The sequence below is a fragment of the Rhodococcus sp. KRD162 genome (assembly GCF_017168335.1).
Lineage (GTDB): Bacteria > Actinomycetota > Actinomycetes > Mycobacteriales > Mycobacteriaceae > Rhodococcoides.
The window spans coordinates 1-16,905 of record NZ_JABFAU010000050.1; the positions used below are offsets into that span (position 1 = coordinate 1).

Genomic DNA, 16,905 nt, shown 5'->3' on the forward strand with positions numbered 1-16,905 from the left:
CGGTGTTGCGGTGGCTGGTGCGGGTGGTGGCGGTGGGGTTGGTCATTGTTTTGCCTTTCGTTGGTGGCTGTCTGAGCGCCAACCGTACAGCGTGACGCTGCAAGGTTCAAGAGCAACTGTTCGCAGCGTGACGCTGCAAGGTCACGTGAGGCATTTCTACGGCGTCACGCTGCATGGTTAGCGGGTTGCGAATAGGCGGTGAGACCGACACTCAACCGCCACCCCACCGACATCACCTCAGTGAACGAAAATGTGGCAGCTCGGCGCTCACACCGCCGTTGAACTGGCTATATCTGCCCGCCCCCTCCTCGTCTGACCACACTGGCAGCGAAGGCAAAGCGGCCGTTCGGATGGAGGCTGACCAGCAGCGTGACGCTGTAGAGTGACGACAGAAGCGCAGTCCGAAGACCATGAACACCCAGATTGGAATTGCCGTGTCCGAACCGAAGCTGGTCACAGCCCAGGAAGCCGTGGCGCTTATTGAGGCCGAAACGAAATCGGTGATGAAGGCCCAGACCTTCCGCTCGTACGTCTACCGAGACTTGGCACCTGCACCGGTGAAGAAGGTCGGACGCACGCTTCTGTTCAGTCGCAAACAGATCATCGAATGGGCACAGAATCGTCCTGGAAGTGGCGCCCGCACGGACATCTCCGACCCGAAACGGACACGCCGAACTACGAGTGCGGCAACGCCATCGACACGTGCACGAGCGAAATCCGCTGACACTGAGCAGCTCGCGAAGGATGATGCTTGAGCGACGAATCGATCACTGTCGAACTCGGGAAAGCCGAAAGCGGCGTCGATATCACCACCGCGTCCTCGCCTCGCGAGCTGGCACGCCTGCACACCAGCACCTGAGGCAATCGGTATAGTCATCGTCACTGCGTATGACCAGGATGAGCCGGAGGCTTCACCCCTATGGGTGACCTCCGGTTTTCTGTTTCCTGGACCGCGGCGCCGCTGTGTTCTTCGATGCTGCGGCGCTCTTCGTTGCCGGTTGCTTCGGTTCTGTCGCCGCGGCAGTAGCACCCTGTCGCCTTACCGCCTTCGCGGGGGTCGCCGTTTCGTGTCCGGACGCGTTGGGATCAGCGGCTTTACGCCGCCGCTTGACCGGCGTCGCCTTCTCCGTGGGGGTCGGGTTCGTCGCCGTCGGCTCTGTGACGGCCGTCGAGCGTCGCACACGCTTCGGCTTCTCCGCAGCCTGAGCAGGTTCCGGTGCGGGCTCAACGGGCGGTACAGGCTTGAAGAACGCCATCCCCAGCTTGATCGCATGGCTGACCACCAGCTCGGGTCGGCCTTTGTCGTCTACGAAACCCATCAGGGCTGCTCCTCTGCGATCTCCCGCAACTGTACGATCCGACATCTCGCCAACGACCCGTCCGGTCTCTGGTACCGGCCCTCGTGAGCGCCAACCACATCCCACTGCAATCCGCGGGGAAGCAGGTGCGCGGTGTCGTCGACAGAATCCGAGCGGCCCAGGTACATCCCGCGCGTCGTTTCCATCTCGAACACCACCTCCTGGTCCCCGATGACCTCGTCCAGCTCGTGAATGGCGTGAGTGGTCATGGTGAATCGGTCGAACTCTATCCGTGCGCCTTCCTGCAGCGTCGACGGCAAATTCTGTGGCTGCTCCGGCAGCTCGTGCGGCAACGAGACCGCGCAGTACACGACGTGGCCGCGGTCGTTGCCACGTTCCGCTGTCTGGATGGCTCGGTCGATGCGCTGCACTTGCGCCCGCGCTTCCTCGGGCAGTAGCTGGGCGTCGCCGCCGACCTCGGTGAGTGCGTCCCCGACGCCCACCCAGGTCTGTGCGTCGGTGATCAGCCGGTGTGTCTCGCGGTATCCGATACGGGAAAGGTTCGATTGCGCTTGATGTTTGGCGACCGACCGCGCTTTACGTTGACGTGAGGATGGTGGGAGGCGGATCGCATCGGGGATGGGTAGCGGTCGGCGTTTGCGTTCGTTGACTTCTTTGACGGCCGAGCGGGGGTAGGCGCGTTCCAAGTCTTTGCGGGCGCGGGTGTAGGCGCCGTCTTCGACGGTGCGGTCGAGTCCGCGCGCGGATCTGCGCTCGTCGGCACGGTCGTCGTAGGTGTGGCGGGAGCGGTATTCGCCTTGTTTGGACACCAAGCTGGTGTCGCTACCGGCTTCTGGGTCAAGGCGCGTGTCACCGTCGACTGAAAGCGTGTATTTCCTCACCCGGTACCCGTCTCGTGGTGTGTGAAAGCTACAGCGTGGCAGGTATTTAACGTCCCAGTTGAACACCTGCCACGCCACCCCACCTCGAAAGGTGGGCCTGGTAAAGCGCGAGTCGTCCGGCGACCAAACCGTCGTCGCGCACCAGGTGGGCCTTAGCTACTGACCACGTCGTCGACTATACCGACAAGGGCGCCGAAAAATCTCATGTACTGCTGCGGGATGCGCGACAACATCGCTGCGGCGATGACATCTCCGACGCGGCTGCCTAAGCGGAATGCTGGCGTAGAACTCGTCGAGGAGCAGCACCAGTGGCGGTACTCGGAACCGGTGAGTCGGCTCGTTCACCTGACCTATCGGCGGAGGCCTGGCCCTTCAGGGCCGGGAGGAAGCCGCTCTGAATTGCGCAGTAGACCGCAGGTTCGCATACGACGGTGGGATATGGACCCGACTGGATTCGAATACGTGTCGTACCACGCTGCAAGGATCTGTTCCTAGCGCAATGTCCGGGCAAGTGAAGGCGTAGACCCGATTTCGGAAGGCGGTGGCGGCAGTGAAACGGATCGTGATGGTCAAACTCGCCGTCACCGACGAGCAAGCTGCCACGTTGAAGCAGACGCTACTCACTTGTAACGCCGCCGCCGACGTTGTTTCCGATGTTGCCCAACACTCTTCTGATCGGCGTGCGTTCGCGTTGCAGAAGACGGTGTACACACAGATCAAGGCACTCGGGTTGTCGGCGCAGCCCGCGGTCCGGGTGATCAAGAAGGTTGCCGACGCGTACACCACCCGGAAAGCGAACCTCAATGCCGGGAACTACGGTCAGTCAGGTTCGAAACGGTATGCCGCAGTCTCCGGTACCGCGGTGCGGTTCCGGCCGCTGGCGGCGCAACCGTTCGACGATCGGTGCTTGTCCTGGCAACTCGATTCGTCGACCGTGTCGATCTGGACGGTGTCGGGCCGGATGAGGGGTGTGCGGTTCGTGTGCGCGCCGTGGCAACTCAAACTCCTTTCAGACCGCCAGGGTGAAACGGATCTGGTTTACCGCGGCGGCTGCTTCTACCTGTATGCCACCGTCGATCAACCTGCACCCTCGCCGGTTGTGCCGGTGAAGGATCCGGTTGACGGGTGGTTGGGCGTGGATCTGGGGATCGTGAACCTGGCGGTCACCACCGATGACGACCCCACGGAACTTGATGTGCGGTGGTCCGGCGGTGCTGTCACCGCTCGCCGGAAGAAGAACCAGGTGATGCGGACGGCCTTGCAGAAGGTTGGCACGAAGTCCGCGAAGCGGAAGTTGAAGACTCGGCGACGGAAGGAACAGAGGTTCGCCACCGATATCAATCACCAATTGTCGAAACATATTGTTGCTCAGGCGCAACGCACCGGCCGCGGTATCGCGATAGAAGATCTGTCGGGTATCCGCGATCGGGTACGGCTGGCCAAGAAACAACGAGCACAGGTACACAGCTGGGCCTTCGCGCAATTGCGGGACTTCCTCACCTACAAGGCAGAGATGGTGGGTGTTCCGGTGGCGGTGGTCAACCCGCGCAACACCTCCCGCACCTGTTCGCAGTGCGGGTTCTGTGATGCGAAGAATCGCCGCAGGCAAGCTCGGTTCGAGTGCCGCGAATGTGGGTGGGCCGCGCACGCGGACCACAATGCTTCCCACAACATCGCTGCACTCGGACATGAAAAGTATTGGGCCGCTCAATCAACCGTGCCTAAAGCAGCCACCGCTCTAGCATCCAGCTAGGTCGGTGAGCAGCAAACCTGGCCCTTTAGGGCCAGGTAGTTGATACACTCGCGCTGTCCCAGAGTTCCGCCACCCGGCGAAGCTGCGGCTCGGGAGTCTCCACCGCATTGCGGACAGTCCCCCACGCGCGTTCCTTTGTTGTGATCCGCGCCCATGACGATGTCCTTCGAACGTGCGTTGATGTTCTGCCATAAGAACTATCGCAAAAACCCACTACTGTCGCGACACCACCAGGGACAGGAATGGCAGTCACATCTCGAGTGCGATGGTCGGGCCGGGAACGAAGTCGACGGACAGCTCACGTGCGACGACGTCGACGGCAACGCCGAGGAGTTCGGTGAGTTGCTCTGCGAACCCGAGCATGGCCATCAATTGCTCGTAGTCCGGGCCGTTGAAGCTGGCGAGCAGGTCGATGTCGCTGTGCGGGCCTGCGTCGCCGCGGGCGACGGATCCGAAGACATGGATGTCGCGGGCGCAGTAGGTGTGGGCGAGATCCCGGAGACCGGACCGGTGTGCGGCGAGGGTGGCGAGGAGGCGGTCGGTGTCGGCTGTTCGCGGCCTGCCGCTGTGATGCTCAATCTCCGGGTCACCGGTCATGGTTGGTGCGGGAAGAGTCCGTCACGTCGCGAGGGGAACTGGTACTTTCCCGGCGCGTCTTCGACGGATTCGATGATCAGGTGGTCTGGTCCCCCGTCTGCGACGACTTTGAACACTGATGCGCCGTGTTCGCCGATGGTGACTGTGTCGCCGGGTTTCATCACTTGCCGCCCTCGTCGAGGAGGTAGGTGCCGAACTCGTCTTTGGTGTGCGGTGGGAGGTGGTTGGTGCAGAACGGTACGAGTGGGCCGAGCACTCGTACGTGATGTCCGGCGTTGTTCTGGCACACTGCACATTTCGCGTATCCGGCGCCTGGCTCTTTAGGTTCGGCGGTGTAGTTGCGCGATGCCTCTTTGGCTTCGTCGATCGTGATCATCGTAGGGGTTGTCTCCGTCTGTGGGTTCGTGGCTGTCCGGCCGCGGGTGGATGAGGTTTACGCTACCGGTTCACGCTCGGCGGTGGTCGCGGGGTCGGGGCCTCCGGGGACGATGCGTGTTGGTGCGCTCGAGGGTGCAGCCTCGGCAGTATCCTGCTTCTCGGATCGGCTATTTCTGTTCCGCCAGATCATGTTTCCGACGAGAGGCACTGCAATGAATCCTCTGGTCCTCGAGGCGTCCGTGACGACGATGGCACCGGCCCCTCCCGGCCACCGTCAGCGGGCGGTGATCACTTTTCATGCCGCTGCGACACCGGAGCGAGTTGGCGCTGTGCGCGAGGTTCTGCCGTTGTCTTTGCAGCCCATGTTCGACCAGCACCTGGAGGACTTCGATGCGCGGGTGGGTGTGCCGTTCACGATCGCGGAAACAGTGGCTGCGCGCGGACGCTGACAGGGGCGATGCCCCGCCCGTGACGGGCGGGGCATCGTAGGAAGGCCGCGACACGTGTCGGCGTGAAGCGCGCGTAGTCGCGGGGCGGTTCACGCACGAGCAGCGCGCGTGTGACGGGTCGCGATGGGCGTTCGGTCAATGCGGCACGGGTCCCGCCGAGTGTTGACCGACGAGGTGAAAGTGCCGAAAGATGCTCTCGGACTTGCGCCGCCGCGCGTGGCGCCGTCTCCGAGGTCGTGTTGCGCCGGTGTCGAGGTTGTCGATCCGCGCGACTCGCCCGCTCGGGTTGACGGAGTACGCGCGGTCGCAGTCCCATCGTGATCCGTCGCCCATTTCGTTGGCGGTGAGGGTCATTTCGCCGATCCAGACGATTCCGTAACCTTCGACGGGGCGCGATTGTTCGACTTCGTAGGCGATATGGGCAATTTCGTTGGGCAGTGTGGCTTTCGCGTTGGCGAACAGTTGACCCCAGTGCCGCGACGGTTGATCGCTGAAGGCGGCGTAGACATTGCGGTAGCCGTCCCGCCAGATGATCTGGCTCAGTTCGTTTTCGACGCCGTCGGCGTCGAAGTGGATCAGGGCGACGACGTCGGGTCCGGCGATGCCGTGGGGCGCGGACAGGGTGATCAACGCGTTGACTGCCATGTCTTTCATCGGCTTACCCGTGTACGGAGGTTGGCTGTGGTGCGGGTGCAATGCGGGGCGTGACTCATGTTCTCGATCCCCTTCTCTCCGGTGCCGAGGTCGGCGCGGACTACTGGGCAAGTTCGGTCGCCTGTTGCTGCAGGCTCGGTTCAGGTTCGAATGGGACGCGAACGGTTCGGCTGGGTCCCTGGGCTGGTATCGAGAATGTTACTTGCCAGCAACCCTGTTGTCGTCCTTACTTTTCCGCTACCACCGACCCCTCCCCCGGGTTTCGGGATTCACAGAGACGGCCTGCCTGCGCTCCGACCTATCGAACGTGCACGGGCCTGACCGTGTTGATCAGCCCGCATCGCGCCCGCATCTTCGAATGCCCCGCACTGCAGGCCTGACCGAGCACTCGCTTTCGTCGATACACTTGTTCCACACCGTGTTTCAGTACCCGGCGGACCGTTCTTGCGGCTCCGCTCTCTGGGTGTACCTCCACGACGACGACAGGAAAGAACATGGACTTTTCGGCCACTATCGCCGACCTCAAGAACGACACCCTTTCGCACCTCGATCTCGCATTGGACGACGAGCGGTTCGAGGTCGAGATCAACGAAGACGGAGCGGTCTCCGCGATCTTCGGTGTCACCTTGGCGTTCCACCGCCAGTTGGGTCTCAAAGACGGAATCGTCGACAGTGACGGCGAATTGACCACGAGTGGGGCAGAGCGTCTGCAGACGTACCTGCGGAAATATCTGAGTGAGGAGAGCGGTCTGGACACCTCCACGTTGGAGGTCAGCACCGATGAGCAGACATCCACCCTTGGCGAGGACCCGGGGTTCGCGGTCATCCTCACATCCACACCCGGTCTTTCGACGAAGTTCCAAAGGTACTGGGACGAGACGCTGTGGCCGTTCAGTGCAACGTTGATCAACATTTGCGATCCGGGCACCTTCAACGCGCCGTACATGTTCGACCACATCTAGAGGGGAGATCTCATGGCACACAACGAATCAGTTCTTGTCGAGCGGTTCGGCGTGTGGGGCGAGCATCCCTCACACCCGGCGCGGGACTGGCAGCACGAGGTCGCCGACGGAGACACGCGACTCGGCTATTGGGCGTGGGTCGCAGCGCAGCTCGACAACGCCGACACCTGATCTCCGCACCCACAGCGTTGAACGACAGTGGCGCCGCAACCCGTCTCGGGTGCGGCGCCACTGTTGTCTGGCGGTGTCGTGTGCGCTATCGGTCGGCGATGACGCCGTCGATGTAGGCAACCGCTTCTTCAAGGGTTGCGAACTTGTCGCCGCCCTTGAGGTACTGCACGGCACCCTCGGGGCTGGCGCCGACGGCCCGGAAGGCGCGTCCGCTCTCCGGCTCCCCCAAGTTCAGATCGTTCGATTCCACGAAGTAGAACCCGCCGATGACGTCAGTCTCGACCTTGGCGCCGTGGTAGTCCGTGGTTTCTTGGGAGAACCAGCTGTGGCCCTTGGCCTCGTTTGCGGCTTTGATCTCGGCGATGTTGTTGAATCCGGTGCTCATGTCGTCGTTCCTTACTGGTCGTGGTCTGGGTATGAGGTTACCGCGTTGTGGGCGGGTGGTGTTGCCTCGTCGACGGCGACGGCGGGGACGTAGCGCTGGCCGCGAATGCTGTTGCAGCGGTGGTCGGGAGTGAGCGACGGCGCGCAGGGGCAAGCTCAGGGGATACGGGCGTTTTCTAGGCGTGGGCGAGTCGGGCGGAGGTCATTCTCGTTGCCGGACTTCGATAGTCGACTCCGCTGAATCCACTCGCCGGTTTCGGGCACGATGTTGTCTGCAACCTATCTGGAGCAGTTCATCAGGAGTCGCACTCCTCCGTCTTTGTATGGATCGAACTTGCCGGAAGGTGGGTTGCTCCACCATTTTCCATCGCTGACTCGGATGAGTGTGTCTATGGCGCAGATCCACACACCGTCGTCCTTGTCCACGGCGGGGGTCACGAATCCTTTGGTGGGTTGCACCCCGGGAAGGTGTGCCACACCGTCTGGGGTCAACGTCAGCCCGGTCTGGGCGTGGATGGCTTGGGCTTCCTGCTTCCGCCAGCGGTCGCCATTCACGGATCCTTCATGGGCCATCAAAGCTATTCCGCCCGTTGTGATCAACACCCACACCGCACACATCGCGATGGTGGACCGAACGTATGAGCTGTCTCGGCGCCCCTTACGTATTGTGTTGAGCCGCTTCCAGCATGGAGGAGCGAGGAAGACGACCACGACGGCGAAGCACGCACTGACAGCGAGACTGGAGGTGCGATGCATCTCCAGTTCAACGAGTACGTCGAAGTTTTTTACTGTCACAGGACTTCTGATTCTGGGGCGGACCAGCTGTCACACGAGGTGATGCTGTTCATCCCCCTCTGGAACCACATCCGATTGTTTGCGTAACTGGGATGGGTGTCGTTGATGTCTTCACCTTCGGGGCCGTTGTCATGATCAGCGAGGAACTGGTCCGCCATCTCGGGCAGTAGATACTTGAAAGTGAAACCGCCGAGGCATTCCGCTTGCGCCTCATACCTTTTGTGCAAAATTCTGTCCGCGCGATGGTCCGATTGAACCGTCGCGAGCATTCGTCTGAACGATTCTTCCACTCCGATCTGGTTCTGGATGTGATGTCCGTACTCATGGGCAACGGTCTGCGCCATTTCGTGCTCGGTCATCCCCCGGTATTTCCAGATCCGGATTTTGTGGTTCGAGTTGCAGTAGAAGCTGGTCTCTTCGTCGGCTTCGGTCTTGCCGCAGATGTATTCGCCGGGCCGATTGGGGGAATCGAGGATGACGGTGGGAATCGACATCCCCTTGTGGAACTGTTGGTCGATCGCGGGTCTCCACATTCGCGTCCATGCACGAGATGATCTTCTCCGCGTACTTTTTCTGCTCGTCGAGTCGCTTCACCCATGGGAGGGGCACGCATTCCGGGTCGAAGAATGTCATCGTGCCGTCGGTGAGAATGCCACTGGTGGCGTCTATTTCGCCGCTTTGACGAGTGTGGTCTGCTTGGCCTAGTTTCGTAATCGCCAGACCCGTGAGAGGTATCGCTGCGAGCACCACAAGGGCTATTGCGAGGATTGACGTAACCACGATCAGGGCTGCTTGTTTCTTGCTCGGCGTCACTCGTTCCGTCCCCTCTATTCGGAACGATTCTATACGTACCTCGACGTAAACAGGTAACTGGCTCGTTGCCGTGGTTCAGTGTGTTTTGCCTCATGGAGATCGCTACCACCGACAGATTGCGTCAGCGGTGTCGAGCGTAAAAGCTCAGCCCCACAGCAGGTCCGGGGCACACAACGGTGGCGAGACGAACAAGGTGGCGTCGCCGTTCGACACCTTCGAGTCGGTGCCGAACGGCGACGCTTCCTGCGATCGGTGATTCCCGTTCAGGGCCGGAGCGGGGCGGCGGTTTCTCGGAGCACGATCTTCCAGCGGTCGAGTACTTCGGTGTGCAGTTCAGCGGTGTCGAGGACACGGCCGCGGGTGCCGTCGATGTTCATGGTGTAGTCGCCGCCGCCGGGCATGACGAGCGCGACCTGGGGGCCACTGACGGTGATGTCGTAGTAGCCGGGGTGGTTACTGGTAACAGTGAAGGTCGCGTCGCCTTCGGTGAAGGTGTGCGGCAGTGCGGGTGTCACTGGGGTTCCGCGGTGTGGCCGGGTCCGTCGATGTCCTCGCCGCATGCGTCGCAGGATCCACGGAGTTCGGTTTCGTCGACGTCGATGACGATGAGTCCGGCCTTCTCGACGAAGTCGATGGCCTTCTCCTTCGCTTTCTCGGCGTTGTCGAAGTCGAAGGCGCTGTAGTCGTCGTTGGTGATGGCTGTCGCGCAGCGGTGGCACAGTTTGTAGCTGTTGTCGCTCATGATGTTTCGGCCTTTCCTTGTTTCTCGTGTCGGTACGGTCTTGTCAGTGAAGTTTGGCGAGGATGCGTGTGGTGGCGGCTTGTACGTCGGCGACGTCCAGTGTGCGGGTGTCGGCGCTGGTGATGTCGTCGGGCTTCATTTCTGCAAGTCGCTGGGTGCGACGTTCCTTGGCCTGGACGTAGATCTGGTGGGACAGGCGGGCGTTGGCGAATCTGTCGATGATCGGATATTTCCGCGGGAGCGAGTGGTCGATTTTAACTTGGACGGCGACGCGGATCGCGGCTCTCGCTTTCGCGGTGAGCCGTATGCCTGCGCGGGCGGCGATGACGGCGGTGATCTCGGCGATGTCGTAGGCGTTGTAGCTCTCGAAGTCGAGGGAGGTCGGGAACTGTGCTGCGAGTCGTTCGTTGCCCGCGAGGAAGGTCTCGATTTCGTCGCCGTATCCGGCGAGGATGACGATCAGGTTCCCTGCGTGGGTGTCCATGGCGTCGAGTAGCGCCGCGATGACGTCTGGGCCGCTGGGATCGACGACGCCGGTGGCGCCGACGCTGAGGCGGCTGGCTTCGTCGACGTAGAGGATGCCGCCGAGTGCACTGTCGACGGCCTTGTGGAGTTGCGCGAGGGGGTCGTCCCAGTACCGTCCGGCGAGGTCTCGGTCACTGACGGAGTGCACGGTCGGCGAGGTGATGATGCCGGTCCCGGCGTAGATGTCGGCGATGATCTGTGCGACGGCGGATTTGCCGGTGCCGAGCGGGCCGGTGAACACCAGGTGGCCAGGCTGCGCAACTCCTGGTGCGCGGTGTTCGGCGGTGTGGCAGATCTTGTGGACGGCGCTTTTGATGCTCTCGCGACCGACGAGATCGTCCAGGGCGCGGTCGGCGCGTGTGAGCAGATCAGCGGCAGCGGCGGTGCTGGCGGTCATGTCGTGGCCTTCCTGGTGTCGGTTACGGGGCGAGGGCGGCGGCGAGGCGTTGGAAGTGATCGAGGGGGTCACCGTGGAGATCGAGGCTGATCAGCGATCCCCGGATCTTGACCTTGTCGTCGGGGCCGGTGCGTTTGCAGTGTTCGACGATCGCCCCGAGCGGGACACTGCGGTTGCCGTCCGTTCCGAGGTTCTCGAACCGATGGTTGAGGTCGTAGCGGCGCCGGACGACGAAGTTGTCGATCCAGGTGTCGAAATCCATGAGGTCGGTACTCATTGTCGCCGTGCTCACCGGGCGAGCGCTTCGGCGAGTTTGCCGAAGTATTCGAGAAGGTCGGCCGCACGGAAGTCGAGTGCGATCAAGTTCTTCTTGATGGCGAGCTGCTCGTCCGAGGAAGCATTTTTGAATGATTCGATAACGACTCCGAGGGGAATGGTGTTGATGCCACTCGGGCCTTCGACCTCGAATACATGTTCCGGGTCGTAGCCCTTTTCGTCGATCAAAGTGTCGATCCAACGCGCCTGTGACATCTATTAAATTCCTTCCGGGAAGATAGCCTTTTCGGACTGTGAATGGCAATCGATTTCTTTGACCGTAACATTTTCGAAGGCATTAATGCGCGACCAGTTTCGGCATTAAATTCTGGTTCGATTCACAGCAGGCCGACAGATTCAGAATTCAGCACATCAGGCGTCGAGTCCCCATGTACGAGCCCGCACGTCCGCACAAATGGGGCAGTACGTCTCGTCGTGACTGCTCGTCCACCCCGCGGGCAGAGTCACCATTTCGGCAGGGCCGGAGCACTTTTCGTCGACGGCAGGTTTCGCGGTTTCGCCGCACGCAGTGCACGTCAACGGTTGTGGCGTCGTCATTTATTGGCTTTCCAACGGAGGATGATGAATCGGTTCCATAGGCCGACCGTCACTGCGCGGACAAGTCCTTGGTGAGCAAGTTCCATCCCGATTGCCCGTTCATCGCTCGCCGCTTCGGCAATGATGAGATGTTCACCTTCGAAGAGACATTTCTGATACATGGCTTCATTCTTTCGATATTCCGGAAAAGATGTGAACGTAAGCTGAGGTCGCCGCCATTGGCGTTCATAACTATCATTGACCGCGTGTCACTTCGGCACGCAACCCCCCATATCAGAAGGACGCCGATGCAGGAATTCAATGTGGAATGGCGCATGCCCATCGAGGCTGAGAGCCCCCGGGAAGCGGCAGAGATGGCTTTCAGGATTCAACGAGATCCGGAATCGACCGCAACGGCCTTCGTCGTCGACGGAGTAGAAATCGATCTCGGCGAAGACTTCCGCTGAACATCTCGGACGGTGAGGGCGATCATGTCCTCACCGCCCGAGACTCAACGAGCGAGTTTCTTCGCGCAGTTCGGGCAGTAGTCCGTCTCCCCTTGGTGAATCCACCCCAGTTCGAGTTCACGATCGATGTCACTGCACTTGTCGCCGTGCTCCGTCTGGGTTTCCATGTGCGTGAGGCAGCCGCCGTCGCAGGTGATCATGAGCATCATCATCGTGTTGTCCTCCGTCGAAATATGTGTTGTTCACAGCAGTTGGCAGATAGCGGAACCGTCAGCGGGATCCGGCGAGTTCAGGCATTTCATCCCAGGTGCGGCCGTCGAGAAGTCGGCCACCGGCTGCAGCCCTCACGCCGCCGACCTGTTTGAAGAAGAAGCGAGTCGCGCAGCCGAGGCAGCGATCGCGAATATCGCGCACCCAGTCCAAATCGAGATCCCTGTGCCCGGAACCACTTTCACCGCCGACGATCACCCAGTCGATTCCGGTCAAGTCCAAGCTCGGCAGCGGACCGAGCAGCGGCTCCAACGACAGGAACCGCATCGCAGCAGGTGTAGCTCGTAGCTCGTCCGCGCGCCAGCAGTAGTCATCGGATTCGATCGAGGTGCCCATCCACACGTTCGGCAGCGGCCACACGGGCGCGCCGACACGAGAGGTGTTCTGCGGCAGCGTCGCGTACGCGTCGTGGACCTGCTCGACAAAGCTCTGCCGAGTCAGAAGTTTTGCGATCCTCTTGGGGCGTTTCGTGAGCACCTGGAACGTGTGTTGCTCCGCCGCCGCCATGACCGCGAAGATGCGGGCGATCTGCGTGTCATTGATCTGGGCGTGCCCGATGTCGGACATCGAGTTCACGAACACTCGCCTGGGTTTGCGCCACTGTAACGGGAGGGTCAGAGCACTGTCATGGAATGCGACCCCGAAGCCAGGTCCGCTGGTGACCGGATCACCGTCGGTCTGGTACTTCGCTGCGCCCATCGCCTTGAGTCGCTTGCTCTGGGAGAGCGCGTAGCAGTTGTCGCAGCCGGGTGAGATCTTCGAGCAGCCTGTCGTCGGATTCCAGGTTCTGTCAGTCCATTCGATCTTCGACTCGGTACTCATTGCTCTCCTCCTTCCCGGCGTGTGATTGATCTGAAGATATCTGGTTTGGGCGGTTTACCGCTCACCCAATTGTCAGGTTCGGCGACTCGCTGTGACCGGGCCCTCGCCGCCCATCTTTTCGGCGTGCGCGAGGGTTGCTGACATCGACTCGATCGCCGGTGCCAACATTCGCTGCACGCGGGTGACCAGTTGACGTTGTTCCCGGGCTGCGCGGCGTGTCCCTTCGACGTCGAGGACGGCGTCGACGATGACGTCAAGGTCCCCGAATCCCCAGAGCTGTTCCTGGGACCTTCGTTCGGCGATCTTCTCGAGGAGCTGCGTCGCGCTCTGCCGAAGCGGGGACAGCGCAATATCCGCGCCAGCATCTTTGAGTTCCTCGACCGTGCGCTTGAGACGCTCGATCTCCCGGCTCTGACTCACGGTCGTCGCGGTAGCGTCCCGGACTGCGGCGTCGGCACGGAACGACTGCCAGCGAGCCAACTTCATCCACCCGTCCGAGGACGCAAGAGGATCCAACCGCGGCGCGGGCTTGAGCACCGTCATCGAACGCGTCCGACGGCCGGAGGGCGGCGCCATCACACCCCAATGGGCGGGAATGTCCAGACCGTCCACCAGTGCCGGATCCGCGACGACAAGCCACCACCGGTGGCAGTGTCGCGCCCATTCGTCGTGCTTGGTGGGATTGGCGAGTTCGGCGAGGACGTCCGCGCGGGACACCTTCAGCTCGTGGCCGACGATGATGCTCTCACCTGAGAGCGTGAGCGGCGCGGCAATGAGGTCAGCGCGGCGATCCCCCCGCGGAGAAGCGATCTCCGGCGCCAAAAGCCAACCCTTGGGCCGATTCGGCGCGTTGTAGTGCCGCGAGAGGACGGCGAGCAGTTCAGTGGCGTTCATGCGGTGGCCTCGTCTTCTACGCGCAGTGCGCGTTCTTTCCAGTGGTCGCGGTCGGCGCCCAGTTCGGCGAGGCACTCGAAGATCGCGGCCCAGTCGGCGTCACCGTCCGGGGCGACGTCCACACCGACCGCGGTGGGGACGCTGTCGCAGACCTGGGCGTGCAGGGCGCCGATGATCTCGGCGCCAGCCTGACGGCGAGCGACGTCTTCTTCGAGGTCGACGATGCGGGATCGGAGTTCTGCGGACGTTGCCGAGCCGGGCGACAGGTAGGTCACCTCCATCACGCGTTCGGCTTGATGCCGTTCGAACTCGTCTTCGCCGCCGCCCCACTCGCATGCCGAGCAACCGAGGAACTCGGGTTCGCCGTCGTGAGCCCGGAGGTAGGCCGGGATGTGCTTGCCGAGTTCGGCGGCGATCAGGTCGAGCACCGCGGGGTCAGGCGCGGCGGTCGGCGTCGAACTGTGCAGCGTGGGCGCGGTGGGCGACATCGCTCATCTCCTTCTCGTGCTTGCGGTAGTTCACCAGGGCGTCGGCTTTGGTTCTGCCTCCGAAATACTCCTCGCACCACAGGCATTGAAGAACGTGGCGTTTGCCGAGGTTGCGGTAGCCGTCGCCGGTGTCGGCCCAGGCGTCGACGTGATGTTGGGCGCGCTCGACGAGCCGGGCTGCCGCGTTGGGTGTTGTGGGGACGGGAGGGTCCTCATGCGCTGTTGGAGCGGGTAATTCACCAGCTGTCGGTGCGGCGGTGGTCATCGCGGCCCCGCCTCCAGCGAGTAGTCGAGCGTGTAGCGAGGCGAGAGTGATCGTTTCGGCAGCGAAGTCGTCGGGGTGGTCGAGGATGCACTTCGCTTCTGCGGCAGTCATTTCCCTGGTCTCCTTGTCGGATCGGTATTGCATGTGTGGTGGCAGTACTCGCAGTCGAACGTGGGCAAGGTGAGGCGCGACTGCGGAATGAAGGTGAACGAACGGCACAATGGGCACTCGACGTGGATTCCTGGCTGCGCGGCCGGTGGTGTCTCGCAGATGATGTGGGCGGTCTCGTTCATGGCGGACTCCGATCGAACGTGGAGGGGATGCGGGGTCGGCGCTTGCGGTGGGTGCGGCGCCGACCCTCGGCAGCCCGGGTGCATGGAACTGGGTTATTTGACGGTGACGGTCCAGGCGCGGTGGCTGATCTCGGCGACGTTGTCCACGAGAGGTTCGAGCGCGGTGGGCATTTCGGATACTCGGCCCGCGGTCAGCTCGTCCTGCAGCTCGGCGATCAGTTCACTCTCCGAGCAGTCCATGTAGTGCTTGGCAGGTTTCTGTCCGTTCTGGCACAACAACACTCGTATCTCTTCGCGGTCCACAGAGACTGCACTCATTCGCGTTTCGACGTACTCGATGGTGATCGACATGATGGCGGGGTCCTTTTCTCAGCTGGTGATGCGCGGAATGGGCAAGGTGGCGGGGACGGCGAGGTCGTAGATGCTGTTGCGGATGATCACCACGGGCTCACCGGTGACGGAGTGCTCCGTCCGTTCGAGCTCGTAGATGGTGGCGTAGTCGATGGCGGCGATGTCGCGTGCGACAGCGAATTCGTCGAACACGATGCCGTCGGCGACGACGAAGTTTTCCCGGCTGTATGCCAGCGGTGAATCGAGGACCATCGACTCGTCGGTATGCCCCCTGAGCCATTCGAGTGGATCAGCCAGATCGATGGTGTCGTGTTCGGTGAGATCTTTTGCGTGCGTGGAGATGACGAGCATGATTGTTCCTTCCGTCGGCGACTTAGAACGGCTTCGGTTCACACGCGCGGTTCTCGGCCGCACAGTCTGCGAGGTAGTCGTCCCAGAAATAGATGTAGGCCGACGCCCCTGAACGTTCGCGGCGCACCGTGGCCCCAGTGACGGGGTCCTCGTTCGCGCAGATCCGCGCGGTGACAGCGCGATTCCATTCGTCGAAGTTCAGAAGCTCGGCCATGTCGGTTGCTCCTGCGCGGTCAGGCCGCGGTGATGTGTTGGGTGACGGCACTGTGCGCATCGAACGCGATCCCGTATCCGCCCACTTTGATGTGCGCGTGAATGAGGGGCCCTGCCGAGTACTTGCGCCCACCGTCGCCGGTCGGGCTGATGTGCCAGACCGTCATGACAAGCGGGTCGCGGTTCGGTTCGGCGACGAGGATTCGATCGCCGACCTTGGCGGTGTCGGTGTTGTACGACATTGGCGTGCCTCCTGGGCGTGCTGTTGGGGGTCGGCTCCCCCCGGCTGGCACCGGGGGGAGCCTGTTCTTCTGTGAAGCGTCAGCAGATCTTGCTGACGTATGGGGGCGCGGATTTCTCCGGCTTGCGGGAGTTGAAGTAGTTGACGAGGGCGGCGCCGTCGCGGGGTTTGCCGTCATGGCCGTAGGCGACTGCGCCGAGCACCTGGGACTGGGGCGGGGTGCCCTTGTCGCGGAGGGCTGCGGCGTCGAGGCGGCACTGGATGAGGCGGGGGCAGTTCAGGCACGCGTTGCGGGCGACGAGGACCTTCGGCAGGGTGCTGCGGTCGAGGTCGTAGTCCTCGATGTTGTCGTAGCACCACGGTCGAGTGTTCATCGTCAGATCCCCTTGAATCTTGGTCACAACGCCTGGTCTTGATCTGGTCTTTACTGGACCTGTTCTGGACCTGTTGTGGTCATTTCTATCGGGGTAACCAACTCCTGTCAACAGGGGGAACCAAATTGAAACCAACGGGCGACCGCACATTTGGATCCCTGAACCGACGAGAACGCACACATCAACCCTGGTAACGTGCAGAAA

Annotated in this window: 30 protein-coding genes; 7 read left to right on the forward strand and 23 right to left on the reverse strand. The window is 62.0% G+C overall.

The features are described 5' to 3' along the window. Both J1M87_RS25390 and J1M87_RS25395 read left to right on the forward strand, forming a co-directional pair. Positions 1-181: hypothetical protein (locus J1M87_RS25390; RefSeq protein WP_206492493.1), on the forward strand; the 181-nt coding region annotated here is incomplete at its 5' end. A gap of 229 nt (positions 182-410) precedes the next feature. Further along, a complete protein-coding gene (locus J1M87_RS25395; RefSeq protein WP_307830924.1) occupies positions 411-755 on the forward strand; it encodes a transcriptional regulator in 345 nt (114 codons plus the stop codon). 563 nt (positions 756-1,318) lie between these two features. On the opposite strand, the gene J1M87_RS25400 is transcribed toward J1M87_RS25395, so the two are convergent. Continuing rightward, positions 1,319-2,128 carry a hypothetical protein gene (locus J1M87_RS25400; protein WP_307830926.1) on the reverse strand — a complete coding sequence of 270 codons (810 nt, stop codon included), beginning with the start codon at positions 2,126-2,128 and terminating at the stop codon, positions 1,319-1,321. Positions 2,129-2,750: 622 nt separating this feature from the next. Here J1M87_RS25400 and J1M87_RS25405 point away from each other — a divergent pair. After that, complete coding sequence (locus J1M87_RS25405; RefSeq protein ID WP_206492495.1) at positions 2,751-3,953, forward strand: RNA-guided endonuclease TnpB family protein; 1,203 nt, start codon at positions 2,751-2,753, stop codon at positions 3,951-3,953. Between the two features lie 249 nt (positions 3,954-4,202). On the opposite strand, the gene J1M87_RS25410 is transcribed toward J1M87_RS25405, so the two are convergent. Genes J1M87_RS25410 through J1M87_RS25420 form a run of 3 tightly spaced genes read right to left on the reverse strand, consistent with a single transcriptional unit; the run spans position 4,203 to position 4,926 of the window. After that, positions 4,203-4,550: a nucleotidyltransferase family protein gene (locus J1M87_RS25410; RefSeq protein WP_206492496.1), complete on the reverse strand. Its 348-nt coding sequence runs from the start codon at positions 4,548-4,550 to the stop codon at positions 4,203-4,205. Then, positions 4,547-4,711 carry a hypothetical protein gene (locus J1M87_RS25415; RefSeq protein ID WP_206492497.1) on the reverse strand — a complete coding sequence of 55 codons (165 nt, stop codon included), beginning with the start codon at positions 4,709-4,711 and terminating at the stop codon, positions 4,547-4,549. The genes J1M87_RS25410 and J1M87_RS25415 overlap by 4 nt, the downstream gene beginning before the upstream one ends. Continuing rightward, entirely contained in the window at positions 4,711-4,926 is a 216-nt protein-coding gene (locus J1M87_RS25420) for a hypothetical protein (RefSeq protein ID WP_206492498.1), read from the reverse strand. Before J1M87_RS25420 ends, J1M87_RS25415 begins: the two co-directional genes overlap by 1 nt. Before the next feature lie 214 nt (positions 4,927-5,140). Between J1M87_RS25420 and J1M87_RS25425 the strand changes: the two genes are divergently transcribed. Continuing rightward, positions 5,141-5,377 carry a hypothetical protein gene (locus tag J1M87_RS25425; RefSeq protein WP_206492499.1) on the forward strand — a complete coding sequence of 79 codons (237 nt, stop codon included), beginning with the start codon at positions 5,141-5,143 and terminating at the stop codon, positions 5,375-5,377. A gap of 135 nt (positions 5,378-5,512) precedes the next feature. Here J1M87_RS25425 and J1M87_RS25430 read toward each other — a convergent pair whose 3' ends face one another. Next, positions 5,513-6,031, reverse strand: coding sequence for a hypothetical protein (locus J1M87_RS25430; RefSeq protein WP_206492500.1), 519 nt, complete (start codon positions 6,029-6,031; stop codon positions 5,513-5,515). 494 nt (positions 6,032-6,525) lie between these two features. Here J1M87_RS25430 and J1M87_RS25435 point away from each other — a divergent pair, with 494 nt between their 5' ends. Both J1M87_RS25435 and J1M87_RS25440 read left to right on the forward strand, forming a co-directional pair. Further along, on the forward strand, positions 6,526-6,993 hold the full coding sequence (locus J1M87_RS25435; RefSeq protein WP_206492501.1) for a hypothetical protein: 468 nt from the start codon (positions 6,526-6,528) through the stop codon (positions 6,991-6,993). Positions 6,994-7,005: 12 nt separating this feature from the next. Continuing rightward, complete coding sequence (locus J1M87_RS25440) at positions 7,006-7,164, forward strand: hypothetical protein (RefSeq protein ID WP_206492502.1); 159 nt, start codon at positions 7,006-7,008, stop codon at positions 7,162-7,164. Positions 7,165-7,249: 85 nt separating this feature from the next. On the opposite strand, the gene J1M87_RS25445 is transcribed toward J1M87_RS25440, so the two are convergent. The 8 genes from J1M87_RS25445 to J1M87_RS25480 all read right to left on the reverse strand — a co-directional run bounded on the left by J1M87_RS25445 (position 7,250) and on the right by J1M87_RS25480 (position 11,351). Continuing rightward, positions 7,250-7,549 (reverse strand): hypothetical protein, encoded by a 300-nt coding sequence (locus J1M87_RS25445; protein WP_206492503.1) that lies wholly within the window; start codon positions 7,547-7,549, stop codon positions 7,250-7,252. A gap of 278 nt (positions 7,550-7,827) precedes the next feature. Then, positions 7,828-8,103 carry a hypothetical protein gene (locus tag J1M87_RS25450; RefSeq protein ID WP_206492504.1) on the reverse strand — a complete coding sequence of 92 codons (276 nt, stop codon included), beginning with the start codon at positions 8,101-8,103 and terminating at the stop codon, positions 7,828-7,830. Between the two features lie 236 nt (positions 8,104-8,339). After that, complete coding sequence (locus J1M87_RS25455) at positions 8,340-8,837, reverse strand: neutral zinc metallopeptidase (protein ID WP_241257460.1); 498 nt, start codon at positions 8,835-8,837, stop codon at positions 8,340-8,342. A gap of 582 nt (positions 8,838-9,419) precedes the next feature. Beyond that, on the reverse strand, positions 9,420-9,671 hold the full coding sequence (locus tag J1M87_RS25460) for a hypothetical protein (protein WP_206492506.1): 252 nt from the start codon (positions 9,669-9,671) through the stop codon (positions 9,420-9,422). Continuing rightward, the gene (locus J1M87_RS25465) at positions 9,668-9,898 is read right to left on the reverse strand and encodes a hypothetical protein (RefSeq protein ID WP_206492507.1); all 231 of its coding nucleotides are present in this window, start codon (positions 9,896-9,898) and stop codon (positions 9,668-9,670) included. The genes J1M87_RS25460 and J1M87_RS25465 overlap by 4 nt, the downstream gene beginning before the upstream one ends. 43 nt (positions 9,899-9,941) lie before the next feature. Continuing rightward, entirely contained in the window at positions 9,942-10,820 is an 879-nt protein-coding gene (locus tag J1M87_RS25470) for an AAA family ATPase (RefSeq protein ID WP_206492508.1), read from the reverse strand. Between the two features lie 22 nt (positions 10,821-10,842). After that, positions 10,843-11,097 (reverse strand): hypothetical protein, encoded by a 255-nt coding sequence (locus J1M87_RS25475; protein WP_097388475.1) that lies wholly within the window; start codon positions 11,095-11,097, stop codon positions 10,843-10,845. An 11-nt stretch (positions 11,098-11,108) separates the two neighbouring features. After that, positions 11,109-11,351, reverse strand: a complete 243-nt coding sequence (locus J1M87_RS25480; protein WP_206492509.1) for a hypothetical protein — start codon at positions 11,349-11,351, stop codon at positions 11,109-11,111. Positions 11,352-11,764: 413 nt separating this feature from the next. Here J1M87_RS25480 and J1M87_RS25485 point away from each other — a divergent pair, with 413 nt between their 5' ends. Further along, entirely contained in the window at positions 11,765-12,139 is a 375-nt protein-coding gene (locus J1M87_RS25485; protein WP_206492510.1) for a hypothetical protein, read from the forward strand. A 44-nt stretch (positions 12,140-12,183) separates the two neighbouring features. Here J1M87_RS25485 and J1M87_RS25490 read toward each other — a convergent pair whose 3' ends face one another. The 10 genes from J1M87_RS25490 to J1M87_RS25535 form a co-directional block, all read right to left on the reverse strand. Further along, complete coding sequence (locus tag J1M87_RS25490) at positions 12,184-12,351, reverse strand: hypothetical protein (RefSeq protein WP_206492511.1); 168 nt, start codon at positions 12,349-12,351, stop codon at positions 12,184-12,186. Between the two features lie 58 nt (positions 12,352-12,409). Next, entirely contained in the window at positions 12,410-13,231 is an 822-nt protein-coding gene (locus tag J1M87_RS25495) for a DUF5131 family protein (protein ID WP_206492512.1), read from the reverse strand. A gap of 72 nt (positions 13,232-13,303) precedes the next feature. Then, complete coding sequence (locus J1M87_RS25500; protein WP_206492513.1) at positions 13,304-14,125, reverse strand: hypothetical protein; 822 nt, start codon at positions 14,123-14,125, stop codon at positions 13,304-13,306. Next, positions 14,122-14,613 (reverse strand): hypothetical protein, encoded by a 492-nt coding sequence (locus J1M87_RS25505; protein WP_206492514.1) that lies wholly within the window; start codon positions 14,611-14,613, stop codon positions 14,122-14,124. The genes J1M87_RS25500 and J1M87_RS25505 overlap by 4 nt, the downstream gene beginning before the upstream one ends. Next, positions 14,561-14,989 (reverse strand): hypothetical protein, encoded by a 429-nt coding sequence (locus J1M87_RS25510; protein ID WP_206492515.1) that lies wholly within the window; start codon positions 14,987-14,989, stop codon positions 14,561-14,563. Before J1M87_RS25510 ends, J1M87_RS25505 begins: the two co-directional genes overlap by 53 nt. Positions 14,990-15,264: 275 nt before the next feature. After that, positions 15,265-15,522: a hypothetical protein gene (locus J1M87_RS25515; protein ID WP_206492516.1), complete on the reverse strand. Its 258-nt coding sequence runs from the start codon at positions 15,520-15,522 to the stop codon at positions 15,265-15,267. Positions 15,523-15,540: 18 nt separating this feature from the next. Next, positions 15,541-15,873 carry a hypothetical protein gene (locus J1M87_RS25520; protein ID WP_206492517.1) on the reverse strand — a complete coding sequence of 111 codons (333 nt, stop codon included), beginning with the start codon at positions 15,871-15,873 and terminating at the stop codon, positions 15,541-15,543. Positions 15,874-15,895: 22 nt separating this feature from the next. Further along, positions 15,896-16,087: a hypothetical protein gene (locus J1M87_RS25525; RefSeq protein ID WP_206492518.1), complete on the reverse strand. Its 192-nt coding sequence runs from the start codon at positions 16,085-16,087 to the stop codon at positions 15,896-15,898. Between the two features lie 19 nt (positions 16,088-16,106). Further along, positions 16,107-16,328: a hypothetical protein gene (locus J1M87_RS25530; protein ID WP_206492519.1), complete on the reverse strand. Its 222-nt coding sequence runs from the start codon at positions 16,326-16,328 to the stop codon at positions 16,107-16,109. A gap of 79 nt (positions 16,329-16,407) precedes the next feature. Next, entirely contained in the window at positions 16,408-16,728 is a 321-nt protein-coding gene (locus J1M87_RS25535) for a hypothetical protein (protein WP_097388464.1), read from the reverse strand. Between the last annotated feature and the right edge of the window lie 177 nt (positions 16,729-16,905).

What these genes read in the sequence shown, in the direction of transcription:
- J1M87_RS25495 (WP_206492512.1), bottom strand. Translation starts at nt 13,231, where the DNA reads ATGAGTACCGAGTCGAAGATCGAATGGACTGACAGAACCTGGAATCCG.
- J1M87_RS25500 (WP_206492513.1), bottom strand. Translation starts at nt 14,125, where the DNA reads ATGAACGCCACTGAACTGCTCGCCGTCCTCTCGCGGCACTACAACGCG.
- J1M87_RS25415 (WP_206492497.1), bottom strand. Translation starts at nt 4,711, where the DNA reads ATGAAACCCGGCGACACAGTCACCATCGGCGAACACGGCGCATCAGTG.
- J1M87_RS25435 (WP_206492501.1), top strand. Translation starts at nt 6,526, where the DNA reads ATGGACTTTTCGGCCACTATCGCCGACCTCAAGAACGACACCCTTTCG.
- J1M87_RS25525 (WP_206492518.1), bottom strand. Translation starts at nt 16,087, where the DNA reads ATGGCCGAGCTTCTGAACTTCGACGAATGGAATCGCGCTGTCACCGCG.
- J1M87_RS25430 (WP_206492500.1), bottom strand. Translation starts at nt 6,031, where the DNA reads ATGAAAGACATGGCAGTCAACGCGTTGATCACCCTGTCCGCGCCCCAC.
- J1M87_RS25395 (WP_307830924.1), top strand. Translation starts at nt 411, where the DNA reads ATGAACACCCAGATTGGAATTGCCGTGTCCGAACCGAAGCTGGTCACA.
- J1M87_RS25465 (WP_206492507.1), bottom strand. Translation starts at nt 9,898, where the DNA reads ATGAGCGACAACAGCTACAAACTGTGCCACCGCTGCGCGACAGCCATC.
- J1M87_RS25490 (WP_206492511.1), bottom strand. Translation starts at nt 12,351, where the DNA reads ATGATGATGCTCATGATCACCTGCGACGGCGGCTGCCTCACGCACATG.
- J1M87_RS25515 (WP_206492516.1), bottom strand. Translation starts at nt 15,522, where the DNA reads ATGTCGATCACCATCGAGTACGTCGAAACGCGAATGAGTGCAGTCTCT.
- J1M87_RS25480 (WP_206492509.1), bottom strand. Translation starts at nt 11,351, where the DNA reads ATGTCACAGGCGCGTTGGATCGACACTTTGATCGACGAAAAGGGCTAC.
- J1M87_RS25470 (WP_206492508.1), bottom strand. Translation starts at nt 10,820, where the DNA reads ATGACCGCCAGCACCGCCGCTGCCGCTGATCTGCTCACACGCGCCGAC.
- J1M87_RS25440 (WP_206492502.1), top strand. Translation starts at nt 7,006, where the DNA reads ATGGCACACAACGAATCAGTTCTTGTCGAGCGGTTCGGCGTGTGGGGC.
- J1M87_RS25505 (WP_206492514.1), bottom strand. Translation starts at nt 14,613, where the DNA reads ATGTCGCCCACCGCGCCCACGCTGCACAGTTCGACGCCGACCGCCGCG.
- J1M87_RS25455 (WP_241257460.1), bottom strand. Translation starts at nt 8,837, where the DNA reads ATGTCGATTCCCACCGTCATCCTCGATTCCCCCAATCGGCCCGGCGAA.
- J1M87_RS25420 (WP_206492498.1), bottom strand. Translation starts at nt 4,926, where the DNA reads ATGATCACGATCGACGAAGCCAAAGAGGCATCGCGCAACTACACCGCC.
- J1M87_RS25425 (WP_206492499.1), top strand. Translation starts at nt 5,141, where the DNA reads ATGAATCCTCTGGTCCTCGAGGCGTCCGTGACGACGATGGCACCGGCC.
- J1M87_RS25445 (WP_206492503.1), bottom strand. Translation starts at nt 7,549, where the DNA reads ATGAGCACCGGATTCAACAACATCGCCGAGATCAAAGCCGCAAACGAG.
- J1M87_RS25510 (WP_206492515.1), bottom strand. Translation starts at nt 14,989, where the DNA reads ATGACTGCCGCAGAAGCGAAGTGCATCCTCGACCACCCCGACGACTTC.
- J1M87_RS25410 (WP_206492496.1), bottom strand. Translation starts at nt 4,550, where the DNA reads ATGACCGGTGACCCGGAGATTGAGCATCACAGCGGCAGGCCGCGAACA.
- J1M87_RS25530 (WP_206492519.1), bottom strand. Translation starts at nt 16,328, where the DNA reads ATGTCGTACAACACCGACACCGCCAAGGTCGGCGATCGAATCCTCGTC.
- J1M87_RS25520 (WP_206492517.1), bottom strand. Translation starts at nt 15,873, where the DNA reads ATGCTCGTCATCTCCACGCACGCAAAAGATCTCACCGAACACGACACC.
- J1M87_RS25475 (WP_097388475.1), bottom strand. Translation starts at nt 11,097, where the DNA reads ATGAGTACCGACCTCATGGATTTCGACACCTGGATCGACAACTTCGTC.